Here is a 16,296-nt window from a genome sequence, read left to right on the forward strand (position 1 = left end):
CTCTAAACGGAAGGAGTCAGCGTGCGAGTCGTCGTCATCGGTGCGGGGGTGGTCGGAGCGGCGGTCGCGGCGGGACTCACCCGGCGCGGCGCGCAGGTCACCGTCCTGGAGGCGCGTACTCCGGGATCCGGTACGACCTCCACGTCCCTGGCGTGGGTCAATGCCAACGACAAGACGCCCAAGGAGTACTTCGACCTCAACCACGCCGCCGTCCGGGCGCACCACCGGCTCCCCGGCGACTGGTTCTTCCCCACGGGCAACCTCGAGTGCGCGGTCTCCGACGAGCACAAGGAACGCCTGGAGGCCCGCGTACAGCGGCTGGCCGGCATGGGCTACCCGGTCGAGCGGATCACCGCCGCGCGCGCCTTGACCCTGGAGCCCGACCTGGTGCCCCCGCCTCCCGGCACCGAGTACGTGTTCTTCCCCGAGGAGGCGCACGTGCACCCGCTGCGCCTGCTCGGGAGCCTGCTCGGCGAGGCCCGCGACGCCGGGGCCGCGCTCGCGTGCGGGGCCGAGGTGACCGCGATCGAGACCTCGTCGTCGGGCGTCAAGGTGACGGCGGCCGACGGGCGGGCCTTCGACGGCGACCTGGTGGTCACCTGCGCCGGTCGCTGGACGCAGGGGGTGGCGGCGCTGGCCGGGGCCGAGGTGCCCATGCTCGACCCGGCGGTGTCCGGCGCGGTCACCAACGGTTTCCTCGTCACCACGACCCCGGTGCCCGCCCGCCTGTCCCGCGTGCTCCATTCCGACGGGCTCAACCTGCGGCCGGACGGGGGCGGGCGGCTGCTGCTGCAGTCGCTGCCGCTGGACGGGCGGGCGGACCCGGCGGTCCCGGTGCCCGGCGACGTCCAGGACTCGATCCTGGCCCTGATGGCGCGCGTGCTGCGGGCCGTGGACGGGGCCACGGTGGAGCGGGCGGTGGTCGGCCGGCGGGCGATGCCGGGGGACGGGCTCACGGTGGCGGGTTTCGCGGACGCGGAGCGGCGCGTGTACACGGTGGCCACGCACAGCGGGGTCACGGTGGCGCCGCTGCTCATGGGGGAGGTGGCGGGGGAGGTGTACGGCGAGGAGTCGCCGCTGCTGGCGCCGTTCCGGCCGTCCCGCTTCGCCGACGGCACCGCCGGCCCCGCCCCTGCCCCGGCGCGGCGGCCGGGACAGCAGTAGGGTCCTCGGAAAGGCGTGGTTACCCGGTCTTGAGGAAGAGGATGCCGTCGGTCGTGTGCACCTGGCCGGGGTCCAGGGCGAAGTAGCCCGAGCTCGTGTCGGTCTGGGGAGTCAGCTCGATGCCCTCCAGCGCCCCGGCCAGGCGTTCGGAGGCGATGAGGTAACCGCCGTGCGGCAGGGTGGCGTGCAGGACGCCTTCCAGGGTGTCCGGCGGGGTCGCCGCGCCGCCCGCGGTCGAGGCGATGAAGGCGTACGCCTCGCCCAGCTGCGCCGCGACGATCGAGCCGGCGCTCCACCACTCCAGCAGCAGGTCGCCGCCCTGCCAGCCCTCCGTCTGCCAGACACTCCTGTCCCGCTGGAGGTGCCGGTTGTGGGCGTGGACCAGCGCCGGGCCGTAGCGGGGTGCGATCGCCAGGAGGTTCTCGGCCATCATCGTGTCCCGCAGCCCCATGAGGCGCATGACCCTGGTCGGCGACGTGTCCGCCATCCCCGCGTGGTAGCGGAGCAGGCCCGTGGCCGTACGCCCGAACAGGCAGGCCCGCCACCACGCCTCCCGCGAGGTCGCGGCGATCAGGCGCGGTGAGTCCGCCGTGAGCAGGGCCACGAGGTCGTCCGCCATGAGGCGCAGCTCGACGGCGTCGGGCGAGCGGCCGACGGACTGCGCGGGGTCCATGGTGGCGGCGGGGTTCGTCCACCGGGAGTCGGCGCCGAGCAGCCGGTCGACGGCGTCGAAGGACGGCACGTCGAGGTGGGCGGCGAGATAGCCGTGCAGCCCGGCGAGGGCCGGACGGGGGCTGCCGGGCCCGGCCAGCTCGAGCGGCCCGTCGAAGCCGAAGAAGCGGATCCGCTCGGCCGCGGGCCGGTGCCGGTTGTGCTCCCGCATCCAGCTCACGAGCTCCCGGTCGGCGGCCGAGCCGCCGAGCCCGTGACTGAAGCCGCGCCGCATGACGTCGTCGAGCGTCCCCACGCCCTCCGTGACGTACGCGTCCACGACCAGCGCCGCGAGGCAGTCGCTCTCGATCGCGATCGACCGATGGCCCTCGTGCTCCACGAGGTGGCGGAAGGCCTCGTTGCGCTGCCGGAGGAACGCCTCCTCGCCGTGCGTGGGCTCGCCGAGGCCGAGCAGGCGTGGCGGGGCCGGGAACGACCTGAGCAGCTTCGTGATCGCGGCGCCCTCGAAGGGCCAGCCGGAGTCAAGGATCGCGGATTCCATGCCTTCAACCGTATCGTTGAACCTTCTGTGTAAACTTTGCCCATGCCCCGCGAGCGACTCCGGCCCGTGGATCTGGCGCGCGAGCACGGCCTGTCCACGCAGGCGATCCGCAACTACGAAGAGGCGGGCATCCTCCCGCCGGCCGCGCGCACTCCCCACGGCTACCGCACCTATACCCCCGTCCACCGGGAGGCCCTGCGCGCCTTCCTCGCCCTGATCCCCGGCCACGGCCACCAGACGGCCACCTCGATCATGCGGGAGGTGAACGGAGGCGCGGTCGAGGAGGCCCTGCGGCTCATCGACGAGAGCCACGCGCAGCTGCTCGACGACCGCCGGACGCTGCAGGCCGTGGAGCGGGCGCTGCGCGACCTGACGGCGGAGGAGCGGCCCGGAGCGCCGGCGCCGGTGGAGCGGCCCGGGCCCGGCGGCGTCACCTTCATCGGCCCGCTGGCCAGGAGGCTCGGCATCAGGCCCGCGACGCTGCGCAAGTGGGAGCGCGCCGGGCTGGTCAACCCGAGCCGCGACCCTCAAACCGGCTACCGCGTCTACACGGCCGCCGACGTGCGCGACGTCCGGCTGGCCCACCAGCTCAGACGCGGCGGCTACCTGCTCGAACAGATCGCCCCGCTGCTCGCCCAGGTGCGCTCCGCCGGGGGGATCGCGCCCCTGGAGGCGACCCTGCGCGACTGGCAGACCCGGCTGACGGCCCGTGGCCGCGCCATGCTGACCGGCGCCGCCGGGCTCGACGCGTACCTGGGTCACCCCGGAGGTCCCGCCGCGGTCGCGGAGGATTAAGATACAGGGCAGCTCTGTATCCTAATTGGCCATGACAGGCAGACGGGAACACGCCATGGGTGCCTACGTGCTCGGCTTCCACGACATCGACAAGACGCTTCTCCCCCTGGTCGGCGGCAAGGGGGCCAACCTCGGCGAGTTGTCCGCCGTCGAGGGGGTGCGAGTGCCGCCGGGCTTCTGCGTCACCACCGAGGCCTACCGCGCGGTCGTCGAGTCGGACGCGACGATCGCCGCGCTGATCGACGGGCTCTCCGGGCTGCGCGCGGACGACCGCGCCGGGATCGCCGAGGCGTCCGCCCGTCTCCGGGAGGCCGTCGAGACGCTGCCCGTACCGGCCGAGATCGAGGACGACATTCTGCGCCGCCTCGGGGAGCTCGGCGACGTGCCCTGCGCGGTGCGCTCCAGCGCCACCGCCGAGGACCTGCCGTCCAGCTCGTTCGCCGGGCAGCAGGACACGTACCTGAACGTCAGGGGAGCCCCTGCGGTGCTCGCGAGCGTGCGGCGCTGCTGGGCGTCGCTGTTCACCGACCGGGCGGTGGCGTACCGGATCAAGAGCGGCTTCGAGCACCGCGCGGTGCGCGTGTCCGTGGTCGTGCAGCAGATGGTCTTCCCCGAGGCGGCGGGCATCATGTTCACCGCCGACCCGGTGACGTGCAACCGGAAGGTGGTCTCGATCGACGCCGGGTTCGGCCTCGGGGAGGCGTTCGTGTCGGGCGTGGCGAACGCCGACAACTACCGCGTACGCGCGGGCGAGATCGCCACGCGCAACGTCGTCACCCAGGACATCGAGCTGCGCCCGTCCCCGGACGGCGGCACGGAGGAGCGGGAGATCGAGCCCGCGCGCCGGCACGTGCAGACCCTGAGCGACGAGCAGATCCTCCGCCTCGAACGCCTCGGCCGCCGCATCGAGAGCCACTTCGGCCGCCCGCAGGACATCGAGTGGGGCCTGGCCGGCGGCGAGTTCCAGATCCTGCAGAGCCGCCCGATCACCACCCTCTACCCGGTGCCCGGGACGGCCGACGGCAAGAACCACGTCTTCATGTCGTACGGCCACCGCCAGATGATGACCGACGCCTTCAAGCCCCTGGGCCTGTCGCTGTTCGCGCTCCTGCACGACCGGCTGGGCCGCTCGGCGGGGACGGTGTCCGGCAGCCGGTTCTACAAGGACGTCTCGCCCGAGCTGTCCTCGTCGTGGGCGCGCGCGGTCACGCTCAAGAGCCTCGGCCAGGTGGACGTCCTCATGGCCAACGCCCTGCGCCAGGTCCTGACCAGGAAGGACTTCGTGCGCGACCTGGCCCACGGCAAGACCTCGATGCTGGACTTCGGCGAGGGCGGGCTGCTGCCGATGGCCCGCCAATATCTGAAGATGTCCGGCAAGGACGACACCGAGGCCGTGCCCGAGCTGATCGCCGAGAACGAGCGGACCGTCGAGGAGCTGCGCCGCGGCATCGCGGGCAAGTCGGGGGACGAGCTGTTCGCGTACATCCTGGACGACCACGACGTGCTGGCCCGGCTCACGTTCGACCCGCGCAGCGTGGCGGCGGCCTTCGTCGGCATCCAGGCGGTGAACTGGGTCAACAAGCGCATGAAGGCCTGGCTCGGCGTGCAGAACGCCGCCGACGCCATCGCCCAGTCCGCCGACCACAACGTGGTGGCCGCCATGGGCCTCGACCTGCTGGACGTCGCGGACGCCGTCCGCCCCTACCCGGCGGTGGTCGAGCACCTCGAACGCGCCGGCCGGGACACGCTCCTCACCGGGCTCGACGGCCTGGAGGGCGGTCCCGAGGCCCGCCGCGCCCTTGAGGGCTACCTGCGCACGTACGGGATGCACTGCTCGGGCGACATCGACGTCACCCGGACCCGGTGGAGCGAGGACCCCACCCAGCTCGTCCCGCTCCTGCTGAGCAACGTCCGCAACTTCGCGCCCGGCGAGCGCGCCCGCAAGGTCGAACGCGGCCGCGCCGAGGCCGAGAGCACCATCGCCGGCCTGCTGGAACGCCTCAGGGCGCTGCCGGGCGGTGAGCGGAAGGCGAAGAAGGCGGCCCGGCAGATGAGCCTCATCCGCCACTTCATCGGCTACCGCGAGTACTCCAAGCACGCGCTGCTCCAGCGCTACGAGCTGTACAAGCGGGCGCTGCTCGCCGAGGCCGCCGAGCTCGTCGCCCGCGGGGTGATCAGGGAGCCGCAGGACGTGTACTTCCTGTCGCTGGAGGAGTTCAGGGAGGTCGTGCGGAGCGGGAGGATCGACCCCGCGCTCGTCGACGGGCGGCGGGAGGCGTTCGAGGAGGACCGGAAGCTGACGCCGCCGCGCGTCATCACCTCCGAGGGCGAGGTGATCTCCGGCGAGTACGACACCGGCGCCCTGCCCGAAGGCGCGCTGGCGGGCATCGCCGTGTCGTCGGGCGTCGTCGAGGGGCGCGCCCGCATCGTGCTGAGCATGGACGAGGCGGACGTCGAGGAGGGCGACATCCTCGTCACCGTCTACACCGACCCGAGCTGGTCGCCGCTGTTCGTCTCGGTCAAGGGCGTCGTGATGGAGGTCGGCGGGGTGATGACCCACGGCGCCGTGGTCGCCAGGGAGTACGGCCTGCCCGCGGTCGTCGGCGTGGAGAACGCCACCCGGCGCATCGAGGACGGCCGGCTCATCCGCGTCAACGGCACCGAGGGCTACGTCGAACTCCTCTGACCCTGGTGCGGCCGCGTCACCGGCGCGGCCGCACCAGGAAAGTCAGCGGACCTTGGCGAAGAACGCGCGCAGGTCGGCCGCCAGGCGGCCGGGCTGCTCCATGGCGACGAAGTGGTGTCCGGCCGTGTTGTCCTCCGGCCAGTGCAGGATGGTGTTGTACCGCTCGGCGAGCCGCCGGATCCCGGGCGGCCCGCTGTAGACGCCGGTCGGCGCCGCCGTCTGCCCCTTCGGCCAGCCGAAGCCCGTGCTCTCGTAGTAGGGCCAGGACGAGGTGCCGAAGGTCCCGGTGAGCCAGTAGAGGCTCACGTTCGTCAGGAGGAGGTCGCGGTCGATCACCTCCTCCGGCGTCTTGGCCGCGACGGTGAACTCCTTGAACTTGTGCGTCATCCAGGCCAGCGCCCCGACCGGGGAGTCGTGCCAGCCGTAGGCGAAGGTCGCCGGCGCCGCGCGCAGCAGCCCATGGTGGTCCACGCCGTTCATCCAGTCCTGCTCCTGCAGCCGGGCGAACGCCGCCCGCTCGTCCTCGGTCATCTCCGGGACGTCGTCCTGGGTGGGGAAGCCGAGCCCGCTGATGACGTAGACGCCGATCACGTGTTCCGGGTCGGTCGTGGCGACCTCCGGGGCGACGTACGCGCCGTAATCGCCGCCCTGGGTGCCGTAGCGGTCGTACCCGAGGCGGCGCATCAGCTCCGCCCAGATCCGCGCCACGCGCGTGACGTCCCAGCCCGTCTCGCGCGGCGGCGCGGAGAACCCGAACCCGGGCAGCGACGGCACGACGACGTGGAACGCCTGGGCGGGGTCGCCGCCGTGCGCGCGGGGGTCGGTGAGAAGCTCGATCAGGTCGGCGAACTCCACGAAGGAGTTCGGCCAGCCGTGCGTGAGGATGAGCGGCAGGGCGTCCGGCTCGGCGGAGCGCACGTGCAGGAAATGGATGTCCTGACCGTCGATCTCCGTCATGAACTGCGGGAACCCGTTCAGCCGCGCCTCGTGCCGGCGCCAGTCGTAGCCGTCGCGCCAGTAGGCGGCCAGCTCCTCGAGGTGGGCGGCGGGGACGCCGCGGCTCCAGCCCTCACCCGGCAGCTGCCGGGACCACCGGGTACGGGCCAGCCGGTCGTTCAGGTCGTCCAGGTCGGCCTGGGGGATGTGAATGTGAAAAGGGCGGATCTCGGTGCCCATGATTGTCCTCCTGCGGTCGCGATGACGTGCCGACAGTAGGAGCCATCTAGGTCGATCCATGTCCTACATGGCACGCATACTTGGACTCATGAGCGACACCCCCGCACGGCTGCTCGCGCTGCTGTCGTTGCTGCAGACCCCGCGCGAATGGCCCGGCAGTGAGCTGGCCGAGCGGCTGGAGGTCAGCCCTCGCACGGTCCGCCGCGACATCGACCGCCTGCGCGAGCTCGGCTACCCGGTGCAGGCGACGATGGGGGCGGCGGGCGGCTACCGGCTCATCGCCGGCAAGGCCATGCCGCCGCTGCTGCTGGACGACGAGGAGGCGGTGGCCATCGCGGTGGGCCTGCGCATGGCGGCCGGGCAGCCGGTGGACGGCATGGAGGAGGCCTCCGTGCGCGCTCTGGCCAAGCTGGAGCAGGTGCTGCCGGCCCGGCTGCGGCAGCGCGTCGGCGCGCTCGGGGCCGCCACGGTGTCGATGACGGCCGCGAACGGGCCGAGCGTCGATCCGCAGAACCTGGCGGTGCTCGCCTGGACGGCTGCCAACCGCGAACGCCTGCGCTTCGACTACCAGGCGAACGACGGCAGCCGGTCCAGCCGGCTGGTCGAGCCCTATCGCCTGGTGGCCGGCGGGCGCCGCTGGTATCTGCTCGCGTACGACAACGACCGCGACGACTGGCGGATCTTCCGCGTCGACCGGCTCAGCGCCCCGCGGCCGACCGGCGTCCGGTTCGCGCCCCGCGAACCGCCCGAGCCGGACGCGGCCGCCTTCATCACCCGCAAGATCTACTCGCTCGCCCCCACCTACGAGGTGCGGGCCACCCTGCGCCTGCCGGCCGAGGAGGCGATCGAGCGGCTCGGCGCCGCTCCGGGCGACGTCCGGCCCCTGGACGGGCACAGCTGCGAGCTGCACGGACACGCCGACACCCTAGAGTGGCTGGCCGCGCGGCTGCTCATGCTCGGCTGCGAGTTCGAGGTGCACGAGCCGCCGGAGCTGCTGGCGTACCTGCGGGCGGTTGGCGGCCGCGCCGTCCGGGCCGCCGGTGTTGCCGCGGGCTTTACTGACCTGTAAGTATGGGCGGATGGAGGATCGGCGGCTCAGTCCGGGCGGGCAGCGGTTGCTGGAGGTGGCGACCGAGGTCTTCTACGCCGAGGGCATCCGCGCGACCGGCGTCGACACGCTGGTGGAGCGGGCCGGGGTGTCCAAGCCGACCCTGTACGCCCAGTTCGGGTCCAAGGAGAACCTCGTGGCTGCGGTCCTCGCCCGCCGCAGCGCCGCCCGGCAGGCCGCCCTGGGCGCGTACCTGGCCGGCAGCGGGGTCCGGGGCGGGCAGGCGGTGCTGGCGGTCTTCGACTGGCTGGCCGAGGGACACGGCCGCGAGGGCTTTCGCGGGTGCCCGTTCACCAACGCGGCGGTCGAGCTGCCCGATCCCGGGCATCCGGCGCGGGCGGTGATCTCGGCCTACAAGTCGTGGCTGCGCGGGACGCTCGCCACGCTGGCCGGGCAGGCGGGCCTGGCGCGGCCCGAAGAGGTGGGCGACGCGTTGCTGCTGCTCATCGACGGCGCCAACGCGCGCGTGGTGGTCGACGACGACCGTACGGCGATGCTGCGCGCCAGGGCGGCGGCGGCCAGGCTGATCGGCGCGGCCGGCTCGTGAGGGTCAGACGCCGGGCCGGAGCGGTCCGGCGTGCTTGATGGTCTGCAGGACGGGGGCGGTCTCGATGGTGCGGATCTCGGGCAACGCCCCCAGCCGGTGGGTGATGTAGCGGTGCAGGTGATCGGTGCCGGAGCACAGCGCGTGGGCCAGCAGGTTGGTGGGGCCGGTGGTGTGGGCGACGGCGGCGAGCTCGTCGTGGCCCGCCAGGGCGGTGGCGACCTGGTCGAGGTGCGCCGGGGCGATCGCCATCCAGAGCACCGCCTGGGTCGCGACGCCGAGGGGGACGGGGTCGATCTCGAGGTCGAAGAAGATCGTGCCGTGGGCGCGCAGGTCGGCCAGGCGCCGCGCCACCGTGGCCTCGGACCAGCCCGTGCTCCTGGCGAGGTCGGCGTAGCCGGCCCGGCCGTCATGGCGCAGGGCATCCAGCAGGGCCTGGTCGGCGCGATCCAGTGAAGGCCGGCCCGACGGCGCTGCGGGCACGTCAGCCGCGGCCGGCCTGAGCTGCCGCTGCTGTCCCTCGTCGAGGGTCTGGGCGATGCCCTGCCACGCGGTGGGCCCGCCGCGGTAGGGGTGGAGCAGGTACTGGGCGGAGACCGACGTGATCCCCGCCTTCCTGGGCAGGTCGTGCAGCAGCATCGAGGGCGGGTCGTCCACGCCGTGCGGGACGTGGACCATGGCGAAGATCTCGGTGCCGCCGGACAGCAGCTTGATCCATGACGTGTCGGGCCGCCGGGCCAGGGCCTGGGCGAGGGTACGGGTCGCGACCGGGCTGGTGGTGAGGCGGACCACCCACTGGCTGCGCCCCACCCGGGACGGGTCGGGCAGCCCGACGACGCGCAGGGAGGCGTTCGCGCGCAGCCGCTGGTAGCGGCGGGCCACGGTCTGGGTGGACACGCCCAGCGCCCGGGCGATGGCGCTGAACGGCGCCCGCCCGTCGATGTGCAGAGCATGGATCAAACCGCGGTCCAGATCGTCGAGCATGAGCAAATCATGCATGAAATCCGGCTTCGTGGAAAAATTGCCCGAACATCTCGGGCATTGTGGAATCGCCGATGCCGGTGGCCGCAGCCTTGGTCGCGGAAGTCATCCGTACGACTGAGGGGGACTGGGACATGCCGGTTCGGGAGGATCCGACGGTGGCCTACCGGTGGCGGTGGGTCGTGCTGGGCGCGCTGCTGACCGCTGAGGCGATGAACGTGCTGGACTCGACGATCGTGCAGGTCGCGGCGCCGGTGATCCGCGCCGGGCTCGGCGGCTCCGAGTCCGCCATCCAGTGGTTCAGCTCGGCCTACACGCTGCCGTTCGCGGCGTTCCTGATCTTGGGTGGCCGGTTGGGGGACATGATCGGCCGCAAGCGGGTGTTCCTGATCGGGATCGCGGGGTTCACGCTGGCGTCGTTGTGCTGCGCGCTGGCGCCCGGCGCGGGCGTGCTGATCGGCGCGCGGGCGCTCCAGGGCACGGCCGCCGCCTTGATCATCCCGCAGACGATCGGGTTGATCCGCTCCATGTTCGCCGGAGCCGAGCTGGCCAGGGCGATGAGCACCATCGGGCCCGTCATGGGCCTGTCGGTGATCTTCGGGCCGATACTCGGGGCCGTGCTCACCCACGCCGACCTGTTCGGCTCGTCGTGGCGGTCGGCGTTCCTGGTCAACGTGCCCCTCGCCGTGGCCGTGCTCGCCACCGGACCCTTGCTCCGCGAGGACCGGGCCGCGCGGCCGCCTCGCCTGGACCTGACCGGTACCGGGCTGGCGGTGCTGGGCGCCGGGCTGGTGGTCTACCCGCTCATCGAGGGCGGCGACGCCGTCCGGCCGGGGTGGGGCGCGGTCCTGCTCGTCGCCGGGGTTTTCGTCCTGGTGGCGTTCGGGCTCCACCAGCGTCGCCGGGCCCGGCGGGGGCGTGCTCCCCTGGTCGAGCCGAGCCTGTTCGGCGAGCGGGTCTTCCCGGCCGCGCTGGCGACCTCGACGCTGCTGTTCGCGGTGACCAACGGGCTGATGCTGGTCGTCGTGCTGCAGGTGCAGCTCGGCCTGGGCCGCGACGTCCTGACCGCCGGGCTGACCCTGCTCCCGTGGTCGGTCGGGCTGGCGATCTCCTCCGGGATCGTGGGCGCGCGGATGACGCCGCGCCGCCTGTCACGGGTCATGTTCGCCGGGCTCGCCGTCCTGTTCGCCGGGGTCCTCGGGGCTCTGGCCGCCTACGCGGGCGCGTACTCGTGGCCGCTGCTCGTGGCGCTGGCGGTGTGCGGGGCCGGGAACGGCATGATCACCGTCCCGTTCTTCACCGCCGCCCTGGCGCGCCTGCACCCCCATCAGGTCGGGTCGGCGGCCGGTCTGCTCAACGCCGTCCAGCAGTTCGGCGGCACGCTGGGGATCGCGCTGCTCGGCAGCGTCTTCCTGCACGGCCTGGGCGGCGGCTCGGACGCGAACGCCGCGGCGGCGCCGGCGTTCGGGCTCGGCCTCGTGCTGCTGGCCGCCACGGCCGTCGCCGCGGCGTTCATGAGGGCCCCCGTCGCCCCCGAGCCGGAGCGGGAGCGCGCGGCCGCGGGCGAGCCGACCCGATCCAGGCTCTGACCCCGTCGAAGGGCTGGTCGGCGCGCGGGGCCCGAGATTGTCGTGGGTGATCGCTAGGGTCACCGTCATGGTTGACGCAGCGGAGGTGTGGTCATGCGCCGGTTCTTCCCGGTCCGCATCGGAGGTGGCCGGATGAGCGCGTGGGAGCACCTGCTGAAGACGGCCAAGGGCGGTGACGTGGCCCGCGTCTTCCGCCTGCTCCTGGAGCTGGACGCCGACGATCGCAAGGCGGTGGCGGCGCAGCTGCCGCGCCACCTGTCGGGGCTGCGGGTGGAGGATTGGTGGTCCTGGCGGCACCAGCTCAGGCCGTTGCGGCTGGTGGGCGCGGCGTGCCTGGGCGGCGCGGCGGCCGTCACGGCGTGGCTGTTCAGACGCGAGTTCCAGTGGGTCGAGAGCGACGACGAGCGCGTGATCCTGCTGCTGCGGCAGCGGCCGGCCGGGTGGCGGGCCGACGTGGCCCGCCGCATCGCCGCCCGCCTGCGCCTCAACGACATGCGCTGCTGGGAGGTGGCCGCGGCGCTCGTGCGCGAGACCGGGATCGAGCCGCCGGACGGCGACGCGTTCATGGTGGGCTGGTTACGCGCGCTCCACCCGGGGACGGCGGCCACCGATCCGCTGTTCACCGCGTTCGCGCCGCGGCTCTTCGAGGTCGACGGCCTGGGCGAGGCCCTTCCCGCGCAGGTGGGGACCGTCGCCCGGCTCGTCGAGGGCGGCCTGCTGGAGCGCAAACCGGTCATCGACGGCATCGTGGGGCGGCTGCTGCGTGACGGGCCGTCGGCGCTGAGCGCCCTGGCCGTCCTGCACGATCGGCTCGACCTCGACATCGACGAGTCCGCCGAGCGGGCCAGAGACTACACCCGGCTGCTGCCCGCCGGGCCGGTGGCGGTGGCCGACCTGGCGCTGGCGCAGCTGCGGCGGCTGGAGGAGGCGGGGCGGCTGGAGGAGGAGCTGTTCGCCGAGGCGATGGAGGCGCTGGCGTTCCGGCCGGAGAAGAAGCTGCTGCGCGCGGCCCTGTCGTGGGCGGGCGACGCCGTGCTGCGTGACGCCCGCCGCGCGGACGTCGTGCTGGCCGCCATGTCCCTGATCTTCGCGCAGGACACGCTGGCGTTGCAGGAGCGGGCCGTGCGGCTGGCCGTCAAGCTGGCCCCGCGGGCGGGGGAGGCCGGCCGGGAGGCGGTGCGGCAGGCGGCGGCCGGGCTGCCCGAGGAGCTGCTGGAGCGGGTCTCGGCGGCGTACGGGGGTGACATCGCCGCCGAGGAGGTGATCGTCACGCCGCTGCCGGCGGTGGGGCAAGGGCCGGCGTTGCCGCTGCCGTACGCCTCGCCGGACCAGCTCGTACGCGCGGTGAGCGTCCCCGAGGTGGATCCGCACACGTACGAACGCCTGCTGGCCGGGCTGGTCGAGTGGTCGCATCGGGCGCCCGACGCGCTGCGCGAGGCGTTACGTCCCTGGCTGGAGCCGTTCGATTCGATCTTCTTCGGTCACAACCGCGAGGACCCGGTCCACGCCGTGCGCCGGGCGTTCCTGGCGTTCGCCGCGCCCGGGGCCGGGGATGCGCTGCCCAAGGACGCCATCCGGCAGCCGCCGACCCTGGGCGGGTTCAAGCAGCTCTACTTCGGCCGCGCGGCCGAGCTCGCGCGCTCGTTCGAGGAGGGCGACGGCTACCCGGTCCTGCTGGCCACACCCACGGCGGGCAGCGGCCACGTCGATCCCGGGGTGCTGCTCGACCGCCTCGAGCTGCTGGAGGCCGCCGGGGCGCGGGCACTGCCCGGCGACCTGGTCCAGGCCCTGCTGCGGCTGCCCCGCGACCTGCCCGACGCGTGCGTGCGGCGGGCGCGGCGGCTGACCTCCGAGGCGGGCCGCGCGTGCGCCGCCTGGATGCGCGACGGCGGGGCCCCCGATCCGCGGGTGACGGTCCACCTGCGCAAGGAGCGTAACGGCTACTACCTGTCGGGTATGCCGGCCCTGCGCCCTGTGCTGGACGTGCCGGACGATCTTCCCGAGGAGCTCCGCCCGCTCTACCGGCCGGAGGCCGGCTACGCGTTCACGCTCGAGTGGTGGCCGCTCGCCATGCCCTCGCACCCGGAGATCGTGGCCGCGCACATGGTCTGGATGATGTCGATCTGCATCGACTCCAGCGAGGCGCAGACGCAGTCGCTGGTCGGCCTGGCCCACGCCGACGGGCCGCTCGGCAGCGCCGTGGCGCACGCGCTGGCGTGCGGCATGGGCCACGAGAACGCCGCCGACCGCGCCGCGGCCACCGACGCCCTCCTGACGCTGGCCGCCCGCGGCCGGGTTCCGGCGCAGGCGCTGGCGGAGACGCTCACCAAGCTGGTCGCCGAGGGGTTCCTCAAGCTCAACCGGGTGGTGTCGGTGCTCGACGACGCCACGCAGGCCGGGGCGCACGAGGCGGTGTGGGAGGTGGTCGTACGGCTCCTGCCCGGGCTGCTGCCCCAGGAGGGCGAACGGCCCCGCGCAGGCGCGGCCGACCTCCTGGCGGCGGGGGCTCGGGCGGCCAGGATCGCCGGCGTACGGGCCGAGCTGCCGGACGTGGCGGCGGTGGCGGCCCGCAAGGGGTCGAGCAGGCTGGTCCAGGAGGCGCGGCGGCTGCAGCACCTGGTCGCCCTCCCTAAGAAATCTACTTTGTAAAGGCGCCGGGCTGATGATCATCCTCGATCCCACGGAAAGCAGCCTTGTCAGCAAGGTCGAGACGCTGCTGTCGCCTGCCACCATCGTCGGGTGGCGGCGGCTGGAGCCCTGGGCGGTCGCGCGGGCGGAGCTGAGCGGCTCGCACGGCTCGGTGATCGTGAAGTGGATGCGGCCCCATGCACCCGGCCCCGACCGTTCGGAGCCGTGGCGGCTGCGGAGCGAGGTGGCCGCCTTGGGGTTCCTGTCCGACGATCTCGGCGTGCGGCTGGCGCCGAGGGTGGTGGCGGCGGATCCGGCGGCGGGGCTGGTGGTGCTGGAGGATCTGGCGCCGCGGGTGCCGTTGGACGGCCTGCTGCGGGCGGACGGGGCGGCGGCGCACGGGGAGCGGCTGGCGGCGTTCGCCCGGGTGCGCGGTGAGCTCAACGCCGTGACCGCCGGCCGGGCTGAGGTCTATTACGCGCGCAGGGCGGCTCTGGGGGCGGTCGATCGGGTGGCGGACTGCGCGGGGAGGTTCGCGAGGTTCCGGGAGGAGGGGCGGCTGCAGGTCGCGGCCTTGGGGGTGGAGGTCGCCGGTGGTGCTGAGCGGGAGCTGGCGGTGGTGCTGGAGGAGCTGGGGGATCCGGGGCCTTTTCTGGCGTTGAGCAACGGGGATCCGGAGGCGAACAACGTTCTCGTGCGGGCGCCGGGGGCGCCGGACGCTCGGGTGATCGATTTCGAGTTCGCCGGGTTCACGCATGCCCTGCATGACGCGGTCTGCCTGTACGTTCCGGGTCCCGCGTGGCTGTCGGTGGACGGGCGGATGGGGGAGGCGTATCGGCGGGCTCTGGCCGTGGGGGTGCCGGAGGCGGAGGATGATCGGCGGTTCGGGTTCGGGCTGGCGGCGGCGTGCTTCTCCTACGTGTTGCTGCGGTTGCAGCGGTTGTCGCAGGTGGATGGGCGGGCGGCGGGTGATGACAGCCGGGTGCAGCTGGTGGCGACGGTGGAGGCGGCGGCCCGGGTGGCGGAGTCGTTCGGCGTGCTGCTGGGGCTGGCCGGGTGGTGCTGGCGGGTGGGCGAGGCGCTGCGGCGGCGGTGGCCGGACGCGGATGTGGACGTGGCGAAGTTAACGCCGTTCGCGCCGCGCCGCCGGTGAGAGGGCCGCCGGTGAGAGGACCGTCTGCGGTGTAGCGGTCCCGGTGGGGACGGCCGACCCCGGTATCGCCTGTGTGGTGTGGCAGGTCGTGCCGGAGCGGCCGTCCCTGGTGCGGGAGCGCAGGCGGGGGTGGCGCTGCTGGTCGACGATGATCGCGGTGGTCGGCCCGTCCCGTACGGGGTCAGGCGGTGATGTCGGCTTCGATGTGGGTGACGGCGGTCATGGCGCCGTAGGCGAGCAGGAAGACGGTGCAGTGGTCGCTGAAGCGGCGGTCGGTGGCGCGCCAGGCGGCGACGTGCTCGTCGGTGATGGCGTGCGGCGCCAGGCCGGCGAGGACCGCGACCCGCGCCCCCGCCCGCTCGTCCGGTGTCAGGCCCGCCAGCTGCCGGTCGAGCCGGTCGCCGACCGGCAGCAGGCGGCCCCGGTGCTCGGCGATCACCTCGGCCGTGACGTCCGCGGCCTCAGGCGTGAGCAGGCCGGCGCCCTGGGCGGCGGTGGCGGTGAGGGCGGCGTACGCGGCGCCGATCGGGTGGTCGGCCGCCCACGGCGGGGGTGGCGCGGTGGGCAGCCCGTCCAGCAGGGGGAGCGTGGCGCCGGGGCGCAGGTCCTGGTCGAGCGGGCGCAGGACGGGGGCGCCGTCGAAGGGCGGTTCGTCGTCGGGGGCCAGGGTGCCGGGGGTCAGCCCGGCGGGCAGCATGGCGGCCGCGACCCGGTCGACGAAGTGCGTGAACAGGAGCGTGCCGAGGAATTCGGCGGCTTCGGGTCCGGCGGGGAACGGGGGCCGTTGCGGCTGCCGGGTGGCCACTCCGGTGGAGGCGGCCCAGTCCAGCAGGGCGGCGAGCCTGGCGTCGGCGGGCGGGTCGCCGCGTTCGATGGCCTCGGCCAGGTGCGGCTCGCCCAGCAGGCGCAGCACCGACAGGAACGCCTGGATGTCATAGTCGAGGTCGTTGGCCTGCGCCGCGCCCAGCGCCACGACGGCCTTCTCCAGCGCCGGGGCGTCGCCGGCCAGTTGGCTCTCGCGCATGAGCGACCAGCCCGCGGCCATGAGCTCGGGGGAGGGCGACATCATCATCACGGCCGGTCCGATGCTGCTGAACTCGGCGTTGACCTGCGCGTACACCTCGGCCACCACGCCGCGGGCGCGGTGCGGGAGGACGGGGGTGATGTGCCGTACCAGGGTCGATGACATGGGGCGATGCCTTTCTTCCGGATGAGGTGTCGAGCATCGCGGTCCGGGCGTGGTGGTGTCGTCGTCCCGG

The 16,296-nt window shown here is 73.6% G+C and carries 12 protein-coding genes; 8 read left to right on the forward strand and 4 right to left on the reverse strand.

Going from position 1 to position 16,296, the window contains the following annotated elements; all coding sequences use genetic code 11:
* Positions 1 to 21 precede the first annotated feature (21 nt).
* Positions 22 to 1,164: an FAD-dependent oxidoreductase gene (locus ABZX61_RS43730; RefSeq protein ID WP_355203350.1), complete on the forward strand. Its 1,143-nt coding sequence runs from the start codon at positions 22 to 24 to the stop codon at positions 1,162 to 1,164.
* A 19-nt stretch (positions 1,165 to 1,183) separates the two neighbouring features.
* On the opposite strand, the gene ABZX61_RS43735 is transcribed toward ABZX61_RS43730, so the two are convergent.
* The gene (locus ABZX61_RS43735) at positions 1,184 to 2,377 is read right to left on the reverse strand and encodes an erythromycin esterase family protein (RefSeq protein WP_355203352.1); all 1,194 of its coding nucleotides are present in this window, start codon (positions 2,375 to 2,377) and stop codon (positions 1,184 to 1,186) included.
* 42 nt (positions 2,378 to 2,419) lie between these two features.
* On the opposite strand from ABZX61_RS43735, the gene ABZX61_RS43740 reads away from it, so the two are divergent.
* Together ABZX61_RS43740 and rph are read left to right on the forward strand one after the other, a co-directional pair.
* Positions 2,420 to 3,172 (forward strand): TioE family transcriptional regulator, encoded by a 753-nt coding sequence (locus ABZX61_RS43740; protein ID WP_355203355.1) that lies wholly within the window; start codon positions 2,420 to 2,422, stop codon positions 3,170 to 3,172.
* Positions 3,173 to 3,203: 31 nt separating this feature from the next.
* Positions 3,204 to 5,858 (forward strand): rifamycin-inactivating phosphotransferase, encoded by a 2,655-nt coding sequence (gene rph / locus ABZX61_RS43745; protein ID WP_355203358.1) that lies wholly within the window; start codon positions 3,204 to 3,206, stop codon positions 5,856 to 5,858.
* Between the two features lie 42 nt (positions 5,859 to 5,900).
* Here the strand turns inward: rph and ABZX61_RS43750 are convergent, their stop codons facing one another.
* Positions 5,901 to 7,034, reverse strand: coding sequence for an epoxide hydrolase (locus tag ABZX61_RS43750; protein ID WP_355203361.1), 1,134 nt, complete (start codon positions 7,032 to 7,034; stop codon positions 5,901 to 5,903).
* Between the two features lie 88 nt (positions 7,035 to 7,122).
* Between ABZX61_RS43750 and ABZX61_RS43755 the strand changes: the two genes are divergently transcribed.
* Positions 7,123 to 8,103 carry a YafY family protein gene (locus ABZX61_RS43755; protein ID WP_350736510.1) on the forward strand — a complete coding sequence of 327 codons (981 nt, stop codon included), beginning with the start codon at positions 7,123 to 7,125 and terminating at the stop codon, positions 8,101 to 8,103.
* A 10-nt stretch (positions 8,104 to 8,113) separates the two neighbouring features.
* The gene (locus ABZX61_RS43760) at positions 8,114 to 8,689 is read left to right on the forward strand and encodes a TetR/AcrR family transcriptional regulator (protein ID WP_355203364.1); all 576 of its coding nucleotides are present in this window, start codon (positions 8,114 to 8,116) and stop codon (positions 8,687 to 8,689) included.
* A gap of 3 nt (positions 8,690 to 8,692) precedes the next feature.
* Here ABZX61_RS43760 and ABZX61_RS43765 read toward each other — a convergent pair whose 3' ends face one another.
* Positions 8,693 to 9,670, reverse strand: coding sequence for an Lrp/AsnC family transcriptional regulator (locus ABZX61_RS43765; protein ID WP_355203367.1), 978 nt, complete (start codon positions 9,668 to 9,670; stop codon positions 8,693 to 8,695).
* 131 nt (positions 9,671 to 9,801) lie between these two features.
* Between ABZX61_RS43765 and ABZX61_RS43770 the strand changes: the two genes are divergently transcribed.
* From ABZX61_RS43770 to ABZX61_RS43780, 3 genes are all read left to right on the forward strand, one after another.
* Positions 9,802 to 11,256, forward strand: coding sequence for an MFS transporter (locus tag ABZX61_RS43770; protein WP_355203370.1), 1,455 nt, complete (start codon positions 9,802 to 9,804; stop codon positions 11,254 to 11,256).
* A 93-nt stretch (positions 11,257 to 11,349) separates the two neighbouring features.
* Positions 11,350 to 13,905, forward strand: a complete 2,556-nt coding sequence (locus ABZX61_RS43775; protein ID WP_355203373.1) for a DUF6493 family protein — start codon at positions 11,350 to 11,352, stop codon at positions 13,903 to 13,905.
* 13 nt (positions 13,906 to 13,918) lie between these two features.
* Positions 13,919 to 15,037, forward strand: coding sequence for a phosphotransferase (locus ABZX61_RS43780; RefSeq protein WP_355203376.1), 1,119 nt, complete (start codon positions 13,919 to 13,921; stop codon positions 15,035 to 15,037).
* A gap of 181 nt (positions 15,038 to 15,218) precedes the next feature.
* Here the strand turns inward: ABZX61_RS43780 and ABZX61_RS43785 are convergent, their stop codons facing one another.
* The gene (locus ABZX61_RS43785) at positions 15,219 to 16,226 is read right to left on the reverse strand and encodes a hypothetical protein (RefSeq protein WP_355203379.1); all 1,008 of its coding nucleotides are present in this window, start codon (positions 16,224 to 16,226) and stop codon (positions 15,219 to 15,221) included.
* Between the last annotated feature and the right edge of the window lie 70 nt (positions 16,227 to 16,296).

Origin of the sequence: Nonomuraea sp. NPDC003709, assembly GCF_040610775.1 — a bacterium.
Taxonomy (GTDB): Bacteria; Actinomycetota; Actinomycetes; order Streptosporangiales; family Streptosporangiaceae; genus Nonomuraea; species Nonomuraea angiospora_A.